15 protein-coding genes and 1 other annotated feature are annotated in these 16,018 nt (G+C 57.0%); of the genes, 6 read left to right on the plus strand and 9 right to left on the minus strand.

Annotated features, from left to right (window positions below; genetic code table 11):
• Positions 1–71: 71 nt before the first annotated feature.
• Both trpS and rpmG read right to left on the minus strand, forming a co-directional pair.
• Complete coding sequence (trpS, locus tag AC3Y2E_RS16345; RefSeq protein WP_379212123.1) at positions 72–1,055, minus strand: tryptophan--tRNA ligase; 984 nt, start codon at positions 1,053–1,055, stop codon at positions 72–74.
• Positions 1,056–1,099: 44 nt separating this feature from the next.
• Positions 1,100–1,358 (minus strand) — a binding site (T-box leader).
• 19 nt (positions 1,359–1,377) lie between these two features.
• Positions 1,378–1,527, minus strand: coding sequence for a 50S ribosomal protein L33 (gene rpmG, locus AC3Y2E_RS16350; protein WP_120751850.1), 150 nt, complete (start codon positions 1,525–1,527; stop codon positions 1,378–1,380).
• A 229-nt stretch (positions 1,528–1,756) separates the two neighbouring features.
• Here rpmG and AC3Y2E_RS16355 point away from each other — a divergent pair, with 229 nt between their 5' ends.
• The 5 genes from AC3Y2E_RS16355 (at position 1,757) to AC3Y2E_RS16375 (ending at position 7,921) form a co-directional block, all read left to right on the plus strand.
• On the plus strand, positions 1,757–2,287 hold the full coding sequence (locus AC3Y2E_RS16355) for a MogA/MoaB family molybdenum cofactor biosynthesis protein (protein WP_379212126.1): 531 nt from the start codon (positions 1,757–1,759) through the stop codon (positions 2,285–2,287).
• A gap of 1,216 nt (positions 2,288–3,503) precedes the next feature.
• Positions 3,504–4,667, plus strand: a complete 1,164-nt coding sequence (locus AC3Y2E_RS16360; protein ID WP_379212129.1) for a permease — start codon at positions 3,504–3,506, stop codon at positions 4,665–4,667.
• A 61-nt stretch (positions 4,668–4,728) separates the two neighbouring features.
• Complete coding sequence (locus AC3Y2E_RS16365; protein WP_379212131.1) at positions 4,729–5,739, plus strand: TIGR03943 family putative permease subunit; 1,011 nt, start codon at positions 4,729–4,731, stop codon at positions 5,737–5,739.
• 258 nt (positions 5,740–5,997) lie between these two features.
• Positions 5,998–6,951, plus strand: a complete 954-nt coding sequence (locus tag AC3Y2E_RS16370) for an aldose 1-epimerase (protein WP_379212133.1) — start codon at positions 5,998–6,000, stop codon at positions 6,949–6,951.
• Between the two features lie 16 nt (positions 6,952–6,967).
• Complete coding sequence (locus AC3Y2E_RS16375; RefSeq protein ID WP_379212135.1) at positions 6,968–7,921, plus strand: carbohydrate kinase family protein; 954 nt, start codon at positions 6,968–6,970, stop codon at positions 7,919–7,921.
• 127 nt (positions 7,922–8,048) lie between these two features.
• Here the strand turns inward: AC3Y2E_RS16375 and AC3Y2E_RS16380 are convergent, their stop codons facing one another.
• Complete coding sequence (locus AC3Y2E_RS16380; protein ID WP_379212137.1) at positions 8,049–8,558, minus strand: hypothetical protein; 510 nt, start codon at positions 8,556–8,558, stop codon at positions 8,049–8,051.
• Positions 8,559–8,811: 253 nt separating this feature from the next.
• On the opposite strand from AC3Y2E_RS16380, the gene AC3Y2E_RS16385 reads away from it, so the two are divergent.
• Complete coding sequence (locus AC3Y2E_RS16385; RefSeq protein WP_332071905.1) at positions 8,812–9,039, plus strand: alpha/beta-type small acid-soluble spore protein; 228 nt, start codon at positions 8,812–8,814, stop codon at positions 9,037–9,039.
• 263 nt (positions 9,040–9,302) lie between these two features.
• On the opposite strand, the gene AC3Y2E_RS16390 is transcribed toward AC3Y2E_RS16385, so the two are convergent.
• From AC3Y2E_RS16390 to AC3Y2E_RS16415, 6 genes are all read right to left on the minus strand, one after another.
• Positions 9,303–10,607 (minus strand): neutral/alkaline non-lysosomal ceramidase N-terminal domain-containing protein, encoded by a 1,305-nt coding sequence (locus tag AC3Y2E_RS16390; protein ID WP_379212140.1) that lies wholly within the window; start codon positions 10,605–10,607, stop codon positions 9,303–9,305.
• A gap of 220 nt (positions 10,608–10,827) precedes the next feature.
• Positions 10,828–11,832, minus strand: a complete 1,005-nt coding sequence (locus tag AC3Y2E_RS16395; protein ID WP_379212143.1) for an SGNH/GDSL hydrolase family protein — start codon at positions 11,830–11,832, stop codon at positions 10,828–10,830.
• 39 nt (positions 11,833–11,871) lie between these two features.
• Positions 11,872–12,666 (minus strand): alpha/beta hydrolase, encoded by a 795-nt coding sequence (locus AC3Y2E_RS16400; protein ID WP_379212145.1) that lies wholly within the window; start codon positions 12,664–12,666, stop codon positions 11,872–11,874.
• Between the two features lie 41 nt (positions 12,667–12,707).
• Positions 12,708–13,643 (minus strand): Gfo/Idh/MocA family oxidoreductase, encoded by a 936-nt coding sequence (locus tag AC3Y2E_RS16405; RefSeq protein WP_379212147.1) that lies wholly within the window; start codon positions 13,641–13,643, stop codon positions 12,708–12,710.
• Complete coding sequence (locus tag AC3Y2E_RS16410; RefSeq protein ID WP_379212150.1) at positions 13,640–14,938, minus strand: enolase C-terminal domain-like protein; 1,299 nt, start codon at positions 14,936–14,938, stop codon at positions 13,640–13,642. The genes AC3Y2E_RS16405 and AC3Y2E_RS16410 overlap by 4 nt, the downstream gene beginning before the upstream one ends.
• Positions 14,935–15,954 (minus strand): Gfo/Idh/MocA family protein, encoded by a 1,020-nt coding sequence (locus AC3Y2E_RS16415; RefSeq protein ID WP_379212152.1) that lies wholly within the window; start codon positions 15,952–15,954, stop codon positions 14,935–14,937. The genes AC3Y2E_RS16410 and AC3Y2E_RS16415 overlap by 4 nt, the downstream gene beginning before the upstream one ends.
• Positions 15,955–16,018 lie beyond the last annotated feature (64 nt).

Raw genomic sequence — 16,018 nt, forward strand, 5'->3', positions numbered from 1 at the left:
ACATTCGTTATGGAAAAGGTTTCGTTTAGCCGCCCAGAACCTATTTAGTTGAATCCAGCATCGCTTACCGTTTACGGCTTCACGAAGCCCATCTTCTCTTTAACGCCTCTTAACGTCTCGTTCGCGATAACCGATGCCTGCTCGGCGCCTTGACGCAAAATCGTTCGCAGCTCGCCGGAGCTGCGGATGTCGCGATAACGCTGCTGCAGCGGCTCGAGTGCGCCTACGACCGCCTCGGCCAAATCTTTTTTGAACGGTCCGTATCCGAGTCCGTCGTATTTCGCTTCAATCTCGGCGATACTCAGATCGGCACAATGCGAATAGATGCTCATCAAGTTGCTCACTTCCGGCTTATTCGCCGGATTGTACTTGATTTCCCGCCCGGAGTCGGTTACGGCCCGGCTGATTTTTTTGCGGATCACGTCCGGTTCGTCGAGCAGGGCGATTGAGCTTCCCGGATTCGGGTTGCTCTTGCTCATCTTCTTGGACGCATCGTCCAGCGACATGATGCGGGCGCCCACCTGCGGAATGTACGGCTCCGGTACGATGAACTGCTCGCCGAAACGGTTGTTGAACCGGTGGGCCAGGTCCCGCGTAATCTCGAGATGCTGCTTCTGGTCGTCTCCTACCGGTACGAGATCCGCGTTGTACAGCAAGATGTCGGCGGCCATCAGCGCAGGATAGGTGAACAGGCCGGCCCCTACCGATTCTTTGCCTTCCGACTTGTCCTTGAACTGGGTCATCCGCTCAAGCTCGCCCATATACACAAGCGTCGTCATCAGCCAGCCAAGCTCGGCATGGGCGGAGACATGGGATTGCAAGAACACGCTCGCCTTCGCGGGATCGATCCCTGCTGCCAGGAACAGAGCCGCTACCGTTTCGGTTTGCTCGTGCAGAGCGGCCGGTTCCTGAGGAACCGTGATCGCATGCAGATCTACGACCATAAAATAACATTGATGATCATGCTGCAGCTTTACAAAGTTTTTCATCGCGCCAATATAATTGCCAAGCGTCAAATTACCGCTCGGCTGAATGCCGGACAATACGCGTTTCATTTCGAGCTCCTCCTTTTCGTCTGAAAAAACAAAAAACCCCCGCCGCAAGGGACGAGAGGTCGTGGTACCACCCTAATTCGTTTTACGTCCGGGCACAAGTCGCCTTCATACGTAAAACCTTAGACGTTCCGGTAACGGGGAACTGCCGTTCCGCCTACTCCAAGCGCCGCCTTAAAGGCAGCGTCTGTTTCGGCTTCATGCTCCAGGACCCATTCGGACGACGCTCCGCACCGGTTTTGCAGCACCAACCGGCTCTCTGCAGCGGGAAATCGTCATCCTACTTGCTCCTGTCATCGCTTGCTTCTTGCTTATTGCCTGCGGATTAGCGGGTTTCGCGGTGAAGAGTGTACTTCTTCAGGCGAGGGCAATATTTTTTCATCTCGATCCGTTGCGGATGAGTCTTCTTGTTCTTCGAAGTCGTGTAATTGCGATCACCGGATTCGGTGCACGCCAAAGTAACGATAACGCGCATCTTACGCACCTCCTTTTCTATCGAACGCCAAATAGCCCGCAAATCATGCGGAAAGGTCCGCTAATTTTCAACTATGACAGCATAACATCTATAATACCAGCAAAGCCACTCCCAGTCAATTACGGAAAAGCCCGGAACGCTGCGCCCGCTCGCCTTCTTTCCCCTTGTCCGGCAGCTCAAAAAAACGTATAGTCGAAGCATGATTGAAAAGAAAGGCAGGCATGTTGCCATGCACAACGAAACCCGCTCTGTCGAAGAGCACCGCAAGGAAGCGCCGTCCATCGTCCGCTGTTTGATCGTCACCGTATCGGATACGCGCACCGCGGACACGGACACAAGCGGACAACTGATGCGTTCGCTGCTGGAAGAAGGAGGATACGAGGTCGTCGGCTATCGGATCGTTAAGGACGAATACGAACCGATCCGCGAGCTTGTGCGCCAAGCTGCGGAAGACGTTAACGTCGAGGCGGTTCTACTTAACGGCGGCACCGGAATCGCAATGCGGGACACGACCTACGAGGCGGTCCGGGATACGCTGGATAAGGAGATGCCGGGCTTCGGCGAAATATTCCGGTATTTGAGCTATGCGGAGGATATCGGACCTGCCGCGATTTTAAGCCGGGCCGTGGCCGGCGTTTGCGGCAACACTGCCGTCTTCTCGATGCCGGGCTCTTCCGGCGCGGTACGGCTCGCGATGACCCGAATCGTCGTTCCCGAGCTGGGACATGTGATGCGGGAAATTTACAAGGACCGCAAGTAAACCCGGCTTCAGCTGTTCAGACCGCAGACGGGCCGGCAGGCGATCGCAGTTGACCACCGTCATGCGCGCAGGGAGCTGCGCCCATCGCAGTTGCCGGGCAAGCTCTGCAACGTGCCAGAACTGCGTGCCGCTGCATCTAGTGCAACGCTACGTAAAAATCCCAACACTTGTACGAGCAGATTGTACCGAAGCGGCGAGTTTGCGCAGACGGGGCGGTTGGATGTGCTAGTCGGCACTTGGTTGTCCACATTGAATCGACAGCCTCATATAACAGGCGAGCAATGGTCGTTTGGCATAGAATACGGTTCAACCTTGTTTTGCTCTCCCTGCAAATGAAGATAGAGGAAACTTTACTTCCGCTAATTCGTCGATCAAACTCTTTTATGGTCGTTAGCGGAAGTTTTATTTCCTCTAAACAGAGGTTTCCTCTGTATTTCAAGCAAATTTTCATAAATAACGGAAGTAATCGTTCCGCTATCCACCTTTCTGGACGGTTTCAGGGCATTAGCGGAAGTTTTTCTTCCGCTAATCGCTTCACCCTGCACAACCCCTTGCTATCCTTTTTCAGCGTGTAGGCGTAAATTCATTCGCCGCCGGATCCGGACACCGATCTCCGCTGCCCATACGCTGGCAGATTTATCTGTTGGTCTAATTTCGAGGTCTGGCACTAGGTCCAGCCGGTTAACCGCCAGTACAACTCACGCCCTTGTACCCATAGCCGCAAGTGCCTTGAACCTCCTGACCGCTTTTGCGGTTTCGGGGTTCTTTGCTATTCGGACCAAGCTGACCCGTCTCGCCTCCCTCATTAGGAAACGAAAAGTTTTTCCGCTTAGCGGTTTACCCGATTTCATTTATTTAAACAGTAACATTTACGAATAAATCATGCTATACTGGAAAAAACATGTCCTAACCGGCCGCTCGTCCGCATACGTTTATACTGTTTCTGCCGCAGTCAATAAGACGAAATGGAAGCACGCTTTGCAGGCGAATCCCTTGCACGCAAAGCTGCCTTTCGAAAGCAATTTTTGATTTCGTAAAACTCATGCACATGCTTTCGAAGCAAGTTTTACTTCGCAAAACCCAGCCCACGCTTTCGAAGTTAAGTTTTACTTCGTAAAACTCTGCCTATGCTTTCGAAGCAGTTTTGCTTCGCAAAACTCAGCCCATGCTTTCGAAGTTAAGTTTTACTTCGTAAAACTCTGAGGAGGAATTCCCATTGCAAACGCTGCTGCGCAGAGGACCGCTCCTGGCCGGACTGGCTTGCCTCGTCCTGTTAACGCTGATCGTAACCCGCAAACCGCTGCCCGATTTGTCGGTCCTTACCGCTTTTCCGTGGGCCAACTTCAAAACGATTTTTATCAGCATCCTTCTGGAAGCGATCCCGTTCGTCCTGCTGGGCGTCTTGTTCTCGGCGCTTCTCCAGGTGTTCGTCTCCGAACAGACGATCCGGCGCTGGACCCCGCGCAATCCGGTGCTTGGCGTCGTCTTCGCCTGCACGCTCGGCCTGATCTTTCCGCTTTGCGAATGCGGCATGATCCCGATCGTGCGCAGGCTGATGCGCAAAGGAATGCCCGTCTACATAGCCGTTACGTTCATCTTGGCCGGACCGGTCCTGAATCCGGTCGTGTACGCTTCCACCTACATGGCTTTCCGCTCCAGGCCCGAGATGGCCTATTCCCGAATGGGGCTCGCCTTTGTCGTAGCGGCCGCGATCGGCCTGTACATCTATGCGTTCGTCAAGCGGAATCCGCTTCGCGGGGAACCCGGGCTTCATGCGGCACCTTCCGCTACCTTGCAACCGGGAAGTGGAAACTCCGGTCGTCTTCTCCCTCTGATCCGGACGCCGCGTCATGAACATCCAGACGGCCCTCATCATCAACATCACCATGGTCACCAGCATGAACATCACGATCATCACGATCATCACGATCACCACCATCATGACCACAGCCATGCTGGAGCTCCGCGCAAAACGAACCGGCTGCTGTCGACGCTCAGCCACGCCTCCGACGAGTTTTTCGAGATGGGCAAATATTTAATATTCGGAGCGATGCTGACCGGCATTATCCAGGCCGTCGTCGCTAGGGAGAGCCTGGTGGCCGTCGGACAGGGCGATTGGAGCTCCCACCTGTTTATGATGGGCTTCGCCTACGTGCTGTCGTTGTGCTCGACCTCCGACGCCTTCGTCGCCTCCTCGTTCGCCACGACCTTCACGTCCGGCTCGCTGCTGACGTTCCTCGTGTTCGGACCGATGATCGATTTGAAAAATACGCTGATGCTGATGTCCGTCTTCCGCATCCGGTTTATCCTGATGCTGACCGCGTTAGTAGCTGTCGTCGTCCTGATCGGCGCACGCGCGCTGGAGCTGCTCGTCTTGTAAGGGCCTTATCTTACGTTTAAGGACGTACCGTCATTTTGCCGATTGGAGCTGATTATGACTTATGAGCAACACCCGCGCCTGGGTTCATCCGACGATTAAAGCGCTGCTGCTGTTCGGCTTTGCCGCTTATATCGCTTATTTGGTCAAAACCGATCGGATCTTGTACTACATCTCTCCGCGCATGGTACTGTACGTGAAGCTGTCCGCCCTGGGGCTGTACGCCGTCGGCGCGCATCAGTTGTACACCGCCTTGTCCGCCTATTGGAAACGGCGCGCCAGCTGCAGCTGCGGACACGATCACAACCCCGGTTCTCCCTGGAAATCCGCTGTCGTGTACGGGATGTTCGCCTTCCCCTTGCTGCTCGGCTTTCTGATGCCGGACACGACGATGGGAAGCTCCCTGGCAGCCAAAAAAGGGATGAATCTGAACAGCGCGGCGAGCATCAAAACCGCTTCTCCGCCGTCTGGGGCGCAGCCCGGCCCCACATCTACCATAGCTTCGCCGGTGGTCGAGCCGTCCAAGACCGAGTCCGTTCCGCCGCCAAAGCCCGCTCCCGCGGAGGAGGCCGCCTTATCCGACAACCGTACCCAAGCCGGCTCGAAACCGTCCCTTACGGACGCTGAGCTCGAGAAGCTGTTTCCGTTCGACATGTTTACGGAAGCGTTCGCGAAACATGCGCGCAAGCTGTACCCGTCCGGCCTGATCACCGTGCCCGAGGAGCTGTACATCGAGACGCTGACGACACTGGACCTGTACGCCGACCAATTTACCGACAAAAAGGTGAAGCTGAGCGGGTTCGTCTACCGGGACGAGACGATGAATGAACGGCAATTCGTCATCGCGCGGTTCTCCATCCAGTGCTGCTCGGCGGATGCCGCACCGTTCGGCGTCCTGGTCGAGTCCGACAAAGCGAACCTGTATGCGGCCGACCAATGGGTCGAGCTGACCGGCACGATCGGCAAAACCACGTTCGGCGGCTCCGAGCTGATGGTGATCCAAGCGGCCCAGCTGTCGAAAATCGAGGCGCCCAAGGAGCAGTACGTCTACCCCAACTACGACTTCGGTGCGTAGCCGCAGGCAGTATGGCTCCCCGCCCCCCGCAGCACGCAGGTTCGCTTTTTCCGGGAACGTGACACGCCCGGGGACATGCATCCAGTGATAGCCACTGATAGCCACACCTTAGCCACACGCTGGCCCCCGCAACTACGACTTCTGGTCGTAGTTTTTCTTTTGCGCATCAGCCGGCCCGGGGAAATGACGAATGACAGCGCAGGTTCCGTTTGCTACAATGGAAAGCGTGAATTCCGATCCGCAAAGGAGCATTGAACAATGGCTACAGTCGAGCAAAAGCAGTGGGACCAGACAGAGGTATATGTACTGGAAAACAGTAATTTTTCGTTATCGATCATCCCCGAAATCGGCAGCAACGCTTACCGGCTGTGGGACCGCATTGCAGAACGCGACATCGTGCGCGTACCGGAAAGCGCAGCCCGCCTCCGCGAGAAATCGGTTCACTACGGCATCCCGGTCCTGTTTCCGCCGAGCCGGGTACGCAACGCGACGTTTCCGTTTAACGGCAAAACGTACGAGCTGGAAGTAAATACGCCGGACGGTCACCATATCCACGGCATGGCGCGGCACCGGCCTTGGCGGGTCGTGGACACGCACGCCGAGGGGGATGCCGCTTCGGTCACAACCGAATTCCGGACGTCCGATTTCCCCGAGCTGGCTTCGCAGTATCCTCACGATATGACGGTGAACCTGCGGACGGAGATTAACGGTTCGACCCTTACGCAAACGTTCTCGTTCCGCAACGACAGCACGGAGCCCGCTCCATTCGGCTTTGGACTGCATACGTGGTTTTTGCTTGACGGTCAGCCTGAGGCCTGGACGCTGAAAATGCCGGTGACGGACATCTGGGAGCTGAACGAGAAGCTGCTCGCCACAGGGAACCGCCTGCCGCTCGGCCGGTACGAAACGCTGAACGACGGGATGAATTTGCAGGGGCAGGATATGGACATGGCGTTCCGGATCGGCGACAAGCCTTCGGCCGCCGTATTGTCGAAGCCCGGCTATACGATCCGTTATAGCGGCAACGAACCGTTCACCCAATGGGTCGTCTATACGATGGGCGAAACCAAAGAGATCATTTGCCTGGAGCCGCTTACCTGGACGCCGGATTCGCCGAATCTGGAAGCCGGTCCGGAGCTTACGGGCATGCGCGCTGTTGAGCCGGGACAGACGCTGGAACTTGTAGTCGTATTGGAAATAGAACGAGGTTAAGGAGAGAGATCAGGAGATGAGCTTGTCAGCAGCGGTGATTGGCACCGTCTTTATCGATTGCAAAGGATTTGCCCGGGATTCGTACATTCCGACTGGAAGAAACCTCGGCTCGATTCAATTCGTACACGGCGGCGTCGGAAGAAACGTAGCCGAGAACTTGGCGAGAATGGGCGTACCGACCCGTTTCGTATCGTCGGTCGACGCGGCCGGTCTCGGCCAGGAGGTGCTGCTGCGCCTTCGTCGCACGAATACGGACACGCAATATGTAGCGGAAGCGGAACGCGAAGGCATGGGCATGTGGCTCGCCGTTCTGGATCAGGCGGGAGATCTCGCCGGCTCCATCTCGCAAATGCCCGATTTGTCGGCGATGGAACAGATGATATCGCAGCGCGGAGACGAGATCGTGCGCGCGTCCTCGCATATTATGCTCGAACTGGATTTGAACGCGAACATTTCCAGAACCGTCCTCAAGCTCGCCAAGGAGCATGGGAAGCCCGTGTACGGCATTCCCGGCAACCTCGACGTTGTGATGAGCCATCCCGAGCTGATGAGCGGGCTCGCCTGCTTTATCTGCAACCATGTGGAGGCGGAGCGTCTGCTCGGAACCCCGGTTCATGAGCTCGACGAAAGCGGTCAGCGCGATGCGATGCTCGGCTATATGCGGCAAAGCGGTCTCGCTTCGCTCGTCGTCACGCTCGGTGCGGAAGGCTCGCTGTATGCGGTTGCCGAAAGCGGCGAGTTCGGGAAGCAGTCTGCGTTTCCGGTGAACGTGCAGGATACGAGCGGCGCGGGTGACGCCTTCTTCTCCGGAACGGCGATGGGACTAATGCGCGGGCTGGCTCTGAAAGACGCGGTCGTATGCGGCACGAAGGTGGCCGGCTGGACGATCGAATCGCCGGAGAACAACTGCCTGCAGCTCGATTCGCTGATGCAGAAGGACGAGATCATTCAGTCGCTGCTGGTTAAGTAATCCGGATAAGCCCGCGCAAGCTTGCAGGCCCGGAATTGAATATCCGGCAAATGCCGTCAACCCTTCCAAGAGCGCCGCAGGTCAAAGGACCGGGCGTTCTTCTTCTTCATTGTGGCGGATGTTCTGCCTAGGCTTTCATCTCCCTATAATCCTCCGTGCTTTTCAAACGTTCCACCAGTTCGCGTACGACCGGCAGCGTATCGGGGAAATACGGCCGGTAATCCAGCTCGCTCGTATACGCAAGGAACCGCTCCCCCAGCTCGAGCAATTGCTCGCGGCACTGCGCCGCCGCTACGACGAACGATTCCTGCTCGCGGCAAGTTCCGTCCTGCGATTCTTCAAGCAGCGTCCACTCCGCCATCCCATTGCCGAGATGGTTCACCCGGAACGAATGCGCTCTGCATTCAGGGTCGCCGCAGCCGCATACGAAAAACGGCATCCGTTTCCACTCCTGCGCCGAAGCGAAACGGTTCGGTTCCGTACTCTCAAAGCCGCTTAACAGAAGCGCGGGAAGTCCTACATCCAGACAAAGCGGCTCCTCAATCAGCAGTTCCCCGTCGATCGACAGCCTCACGTCCGCTTGAATAATTTGCAGCCCTTTATCGAACGACATCCGGCCCACCTTCAGTTCGAACACGGCTATTCCCCCTTTTCGCCATTTTTCTCGGAATCCTTTTCCTTGTCCGGCATCGCGGATTTGTAGAACGCGGATGAATTGGTCCGATTTTCCAGTAACAGGCATGAGTATTCCTTATTTTTCTGCTCATACTACTAGTACAAATTTAGAGCGAAGATATGGCTTGAAAACAGGAATTGGCCGCCTGGCGGCGCATTTTCATCCTAATCGGACAGCTCTGAAATTGTACTAGCTATCAACGGAGGTGATATAGATGGCACAAGGACAAAACCGTTCCAGCAACTCGCTGGTAGTCCCTCAAGCGAATGCGGCTCTGGACCAAATGAAATACGAAGTGGCTCAAGAACTCGGCATTCAAATCCCGCAAGACGGATACATGGGGTACATGGCTACCCGTGATGCAGGAGCAATCGGAGGCAATATCACTCGTCGTCTGGTTCAAATCGCTGAGCAGCAATTGAGCGGCGGGTTCTCCCGTTAATCGCATTCGTACCGAACACCCGGTTATTCGCTGGACAACCAGCTGATGCCGGGTTTTATTTATTTCCGGGTTCCGGTCGAGTCCGAGTCAGCCGGCGTTTTGTTCCATTATATCACGATAGACACCCCATTAGGCCGCGAGTTCGAGTTTATGCAAAAAAGAACAGGCACGTCCTCGCACGGAAGACTCTGCCTGCTCTACCCGATTATTTGTATCCTCGGTTGGCCTATTCTGCTCTCTTCCCGCTTCGCTCGGCCGCCGCACTAAGTGGCCGATCTCAGCTCCTCCAGATGCTCAAGCGCCCTTTGAACGAACAGATCCCCGGTCTCCTCCTGCAGCCGGTTCATCGAGGTGATCCGCGGTTCATACCCTCCGAGCCGGTAAGACTCTGGCGTGCACACATACGTTCCGGCAAACCCGTTGCACAGCTCGTTAATGAGCGTCTGCCCGTATGGAGAGCGAGCCTTGATCTCCAGCCCGAACTCGACGAAAATTTCCGCAGGCAGGCCGACGATCGCCAGCTCGCCGATCGTAATCGCCTGTATTTCCGCTTCCGTGGAACCTTCCCCGCGTCTGGCCGCCTCCAGCAGCTCCTTGGCGAAATTCCGCTCCACATGTCCTTCGGGCAGCCGGTCGAGCGCCTCATGCGCAGCTCGAATCTGCTCTTCCGTCGGTTGACGGTATTGCAGCGTAACGGCCGAATGCCGTTCGTCGATTTTGATTTCGCCGGAGGTACCGATTTTCTCCCGGACCTTCAGCACTTCGCCCGCCAAAATGCGCCCCATCTTGATATAATGCCGCGACGGCTTGGCATAATCCTCAATCCGGCCGTTCATCACGTTGTAATGATTAATATTACCGCTCGTTCCCATCATAAACAGGCTGACCGTCTGCTCGCCCAGCGCTTTCTTCAGCATAACCGAGAGCTCGCCCGGGAAGTCGGCGCAATAATCGGTCCCCCCGACCGTGTCGGTATGGACGGCATAATTGGTAATGACCGCCATCGCCCGTCCTTGCGCGTCGTCGATCCGGATGACACCGACCTCGGGATCGATCGGTCCTGCGGGGCGGTCCACTTCCGGATTGCGCAAGCCCGGATTGGTCCTGAGCGTGCCGTCCTTCATAAAGAACCGCCGATGGAAGGCGATATCCGCCTCATGCCCCGACCCGAAGCCGATTCGCGCTTCACGCCGGCTGTTATACGCGAGTATGACCGTATCGGCCGCTTTGTCCGCCAGCCATTCCAGGTAAGATTCATCCGCCTCCAGAAACGTTGTCGACACGACAGCCGGTCCGGTATGTGTATGCGTCGCCGAAACCATTACGCGATCAGGCGGTATAGCCGTAAATTGGGCAACTCTCTCCCGAATTCGTCTGACTACCCCCGTCGGCACCAAAATGGTGTCCAGCCCCACAAATGCGACAGCGCTTCCATCCGCTTCGGCGACGATCGCCTTCGCGTACAGCCTGTCCAGAATCCCCGTCGACTTCCGGTCGGCAAAATAGCCGGGAATCGTACTTCCAAGCGCCGGTGTAATGTCTGCTTCACTCACTCCGCACAGCAGCACAGCGTTCACTCCCCATTTCAATAAACATTAGATTTCAGCCCTATCATATACACAGCCGATACCAAAAAGCTTTAGCCGAATGGACAGGAAATTTGTACTTTTGAGCAAAATTCGGCTGTGCACCGGCAATTGAAATAAAGCCGCTCCCCGCCGCCGGGGCGGTCGCTGGAACAGCTCTATTTCGGATTTGCAGCAGGCGCTTAAGCTTGCACGCGCAAGCTTAAGCCTTCAACCAAGCATACAGCATATCCGCCATCTGCTGATACCCTTCAACCGCCGGATGAACGCCGTTGGATTGAATGATCTCGCTGCGGGGATTGCGCGCATTGCCCCGGACCGCTTCGGTCGGCATATTGCGGACGCCGTCCAGGTTTACATGCATTGGGATGAGTTCGATCCCGTCGCGGCCGGAGAAACGTGCCAGCAGCTCCCGGTTCCACTGGAACCATTTGCGTTTATACTTCCGGCGGCTATGAATCGCGCCGTAGCTTCTGCCGAAACTGTCCTGCGTGCGCGACGGCGGGATGACGAGCATCATGCCGATGCGGATGCCCGGATCATACTTCCCTATATCCGCGATGATCGCTTCCAGCAGCGTCATGTTCTTCAGCAGAAACGGCTCCATCGGCCCTTCTTCCTGAAAGTGAAACACATCGTTGATCCCCAAATGGATGCAGACGTCGTCCAGACCCGGCCGGCCGTTCGTCTCCATATACCGGGTGAAGTCGAAGGTCCCCCCGTCAAAGAGGAACGGGCTCTCCGGATGCTCCCAATAATCCTTCACCTTCCAGCCGCCCCGGCCCTCATGGACATTAGGCGCCGTACCCCGGGTGCCGACCAGCGTCAGATCAGCCGGGTCTCCCGAGAATAAACGCAGCAGCTCCGCCGTATATTGACCAGCCCCCGTCGTGCTGTCACCGATAAACATAATACGCCGATGGCTCCCGGCTCCCGCATCGGCCGCTTTCACCCGGACGATCGTGCTTCCCCTATCAAGCCTCTCGCCTTCCTCCGAGTACACTTCCACTGTAAGCGAATAATCTCCCGGCTGCTCCGGCACGCACGTCCACCCTTCATTCCGGTGGCGGCCGATCGGGGCATTCACGTCAAAATCGTACCGGGTCGCTTCCCCGCAAATCAAATTATCGAAATACACGTTCACTTCATGACCGACGACAGCCGGAATAACCGGCGGCATAAGCAATTCATACGGCCGCAGCAACATGCGAACGACTCCTCTCCGATCCGAAAATCCGGGTCCGCCTTACAGCCCGGCTACGAAAGGCTCCAAAACCGCCATCGCTTTTTTCTGCATCGCGCTCGATACTCCATAGAAGAAACCGTGCTGGGCGTCTGCAAAATAAACGACCTCGGACGATCCGCCGAGCTCCTGAATCCGCTTGCTCATCCGGTACACATACTCGTGAGGGAAATATTTCTCGTGCTCGACGACTAGGAACAGGAAGTCCGGCCCGCCCGTCTTCACGTACCGGTCCGGCGAAGCGAGGGCGAACTTGTCGGTCGCATCGCCATAGGAAGCGCCGATCACTTTCTCGATGCTCGTCTTGATCTCCTCGTTCATATCCGGCCATAACTCCAGCGTCCCGGGACCGTTGATCGATACGCACGCATCCGGCTTCCGCCAAGGCCCCTGCAGGCGAAGCGACGCTCCTGCACTTACCGCCTCTTCCGGCTCCATCTGAGCGAGCAGCGATGCCAGATGAGCGCCTGCGGAACTGCCCAGCACGACGATCTTCCGGATGTCCGCGCCAGACTGCTCCAGATAACGGATGAACCGGTCGTAGCCGTCCATAATGTCCGCCAGCTGCTCGTGCCATTTGGCGCCCGGAGCGAGCCGGTAGCCTGCGCTCGCGCACCAGTAGCCGAGCTTGGAGAAGTGCTCCAGATGCGGGTGAAACGCATCCCGGGCTCCCGCACTCCAGCCGCCGCCGTGCACGTAAAACAGCGCCGTGTCCTTTACCGCTCCTTTGGGTTTCACAATGTCCGTAGCCCGTTTGACCACGATCGGATCGTCGTGATACAGCGTGATTAACTCCATCGGTCTTCCATCCCCTTCAATTTCCAGATCTGCAACGACCATTACTTCGCTGAAGGGTACTTTAATTCCTTGTACGATTTTGCAAAAACTGCCCCGTCATATCCCGCGTAGCTCTCCGGAATTTCGCTCAGCGCGACCGCAGCGCCGCCCTGCTCGAACGACAGCTTGGCTGCGATCGCGGCCAGCTCCACTTCCACCAGCTGTTCGATGGCGATGTCGGCCGGAGCGGAACCCGCCAAAAAGGGCAGAACCGTTTCTAATAAAGACTGGTACAGATTGCCGTTGTTCACCTTAATGTAATCCACCCGTTTCTGGGTGACGACATTCGCATAAAACGGCAAGTAACCCGAAGTTTTTCCTACGCTGACGACTCCCCGGCGGCCGTCTTCCCACATCAGCTCGTATTGGCGCTGGCTTTCAGCCGAACCGCCGATATACCGGACTTGGCGCACGCCCGGTCCCATGAGCCCGTGCAGCATCGAATACGCATGGATGCCGTAGTTGAATTCGTCGACGGCACAGCCGGCGAGCGCGTATACCCACTCTTCCCTAGGGACGCCTTGCTCGCGCCACTCCCGCACCTCATTGCAGCTCCGCAGCGAAGAGCCGCCGGTGATGCGTGCGCCGCCCTTAACCCACTGGACGATCTGGTTCAGGTCGCGTACATTGCCGGCGATCGGCTTATCGAGGAACACCGCTTTGCCCGCTTCCACGAACGGCCGCGCGCGTTCGATATGAATATCCCAGTCGCAGCTGTGAATCAGCGCTATGTCCACCCGGTCGACCATATCGGCTACCGATTCGCACACTGTGGCGATCCCGTGATCCTGAGCGAACTTGGCCGCATACCCTTCCGGGTTGATGATGCCTCCGTCATATACGGCCGCAACTTCGTGTCCGAGCTTGCGCAGAATCGGGACAAAGCTGCCCGGATGGGACGTATCCAGATCGACGAGTCCGATTTTCAGTACAGTCATTGCTCTGCTCCTCCTTGAAATAACGCTTCATAATGCGCCCCGATATCGAGCGCTCCACCCGCCGTCTCGTAGAAGTCCGGACCGAGCCGGTACATGCCTCTCTGCGCCTCGATCCACCCGGCCCCCGCACGCGGATGCCAGCTTAACATCCGTTCCCAGTCACGGTAATTTTGGTGACCGTTGGTCTCGATGACGCCGACCTTCAGCTCAGGCAGCGGAGCGAGCCGGGTCGCCAAGTTTTTGTTCCAATCGGCCAGGAACGGGTTCGCGGTCAAATCCGCGCAAAAGCACGGCACATTGCGCTCCCGCGCCAGCTTCGCCACCTTGAGGCTCATGCTCATCGTTTTGGCGACCGGCTTCAAAGCCAGCGCCCCGTATCCGAGTCCGATCCGCTCCAGCGCGTCGTGCTCGTCATGAACGCTTTCGTCCGCCGCCAGCCGGACCGGCAGATCGGAGACGTCTTCCTTGTTCTCCTCCGCGAACGGCTCTTCGAAGAGAACGATCTGCTCCAGCGCACCGATTCGCGAAGCGTGATCAAGCAGCCTCTTCAGCCGCTCTTTGCCGTCGTACCGGCCGTTGGCGTCCAAATAATAAGCGATTTTGCCATTGCGGGTATACTCGGTTCCGTAGGCCGAGGCCAACTCATGAATCGCCGTCAGCCTGTTGCAGTCCCACTCGAGCATCTTATCCTGGCAGCCGTCCTGATCCGGATCGGCACCGACCTTGATTTTGAGCAGAAAGTATCCTTCGTCCAGCACCTGCTTAATCCCGCTGTCCGACATCCCGTATGGGATGAGCGGTATGCTTGCGAGATTGTCCTGCGGCTCGGCGAGGGCAGAGCGGTATTCTTCCGGCACCAGTTCCCCGAAACGGCTGCTCTTCCCTCTGCTGTACAACCCCCAGGCGGCCTGATCGACCGTAACCAGCGCGTTCAAGGCGAATGTGCTTCTCAGATCGCTCAATCCGATCGAGCTTCTCCCGTATTCGTACACGTCCGGGAGCAATTGGTCCAGCAGTTCGAACGGAGTGTCGTAGGACACCCCGGCCAGCTTGGAGAGAGCGTGGCGGGTCATGTCCGCCATCATCTGATTCCCCGCCGCTTCCCCGTACTGGACGAATACCCGGGCATCCGACCAGAGCACGCTTTGGACGCCCGCGCCAATCCCCGCTTCGCCGTTGTCGCCCTCAAGCCGTGTTACCGACTGCCACAGCTCCGACAAATACGCTCCTTTAAAACCGAACGGTGACAGCAGCGGCTCTTTCTGAACCGCATACTTCGTCTGAACGATTTTCATGCCGGCAGCACCTTCCCGCCATCCTTCGAAATCGCCCGCTCGACAACCTCCTTGATCGGCTCCGGCTTGCCGCTGCCCAGCGACTCGAACGCCTGAAGAATCATCAGCGTGGCGTACAAACCGTCCACGTGGTCGATCGGCGCCGGCGTTCCGTCCTGCAGACAGCGGAGAAACGCTTTGTTCTCCTCCATAAATCCGGACTCCGTCCCCTGGAACACCTGCGTTTCCTTGCCGGCTTCCGTATACGTAAGCGTAGTCAGGCGATCGCTGATCGTAATCGATTTGCCTTCGGCGAACAGCTGCATAAAAAACTTGCTCGTCAGCGGCGGGCAGGCGCTGTCCCCCTGCACCAAACAACCGGCAGCGCCGTTGTCGAAGCGGAAGACAGCCGTCATGTTATCGACGACGCCGCTCTTCTGATAATAGTTCGCTCCAGCGGCATACACCTCAACCGGCTCGCCGCCCGCGACGAAGCGCAGGATATCGGCGGAGTGGCAGCCTTGGCTGAGCACGTTGCCGCCGCCCTTCACCGGATCATTCGCCCAGATCCCGTCTCCCCAGCGGTTGTCCATCATTTGCATCGTCACCATGACCGGCTGCGGGATCAGCTCTTTCGCTTTCCAGAGCAACTCATAATATCTCATCTTAAACGCCGTAAACAGCGTCTTGCCGCTGCGCGTCACCGCTTCGCCGATCCGCAGGCAATCTTCCATCGTCATCGCCAGCGGCTTCTCTACAAGCACGTGCTTGCCGGCATTCAGCGCACGGATGCAGTATTCGGCATGGGTATCGTGCTGGGTCGTAACGTAGACGGCATCCAGCTCCGGATCGTTAAAAAATGTCTCCGTGTCACTCGTAGCGAATTTGCCCCCGAATTGCTCCAGCATCGCCTTGGCGCTGTCCTCATAGACGTCGCAGTACCCCGTCAGCTCCATTCCCTCCAGTTCCGCAATGCATTTGGCGTGAGTTTTCCCAAGATTTCCGCAGCCGATGATACCGACTTTAACCGTTTTCATCCGTTTTTTCTCCCCTCGATTGCCGATTCGCCCGTGATATACCTCAAACTGATGTACATCTTAT

It is taken from the genome of Paenibacillus sp. MAH-35 (assembly GCF_058135425.1).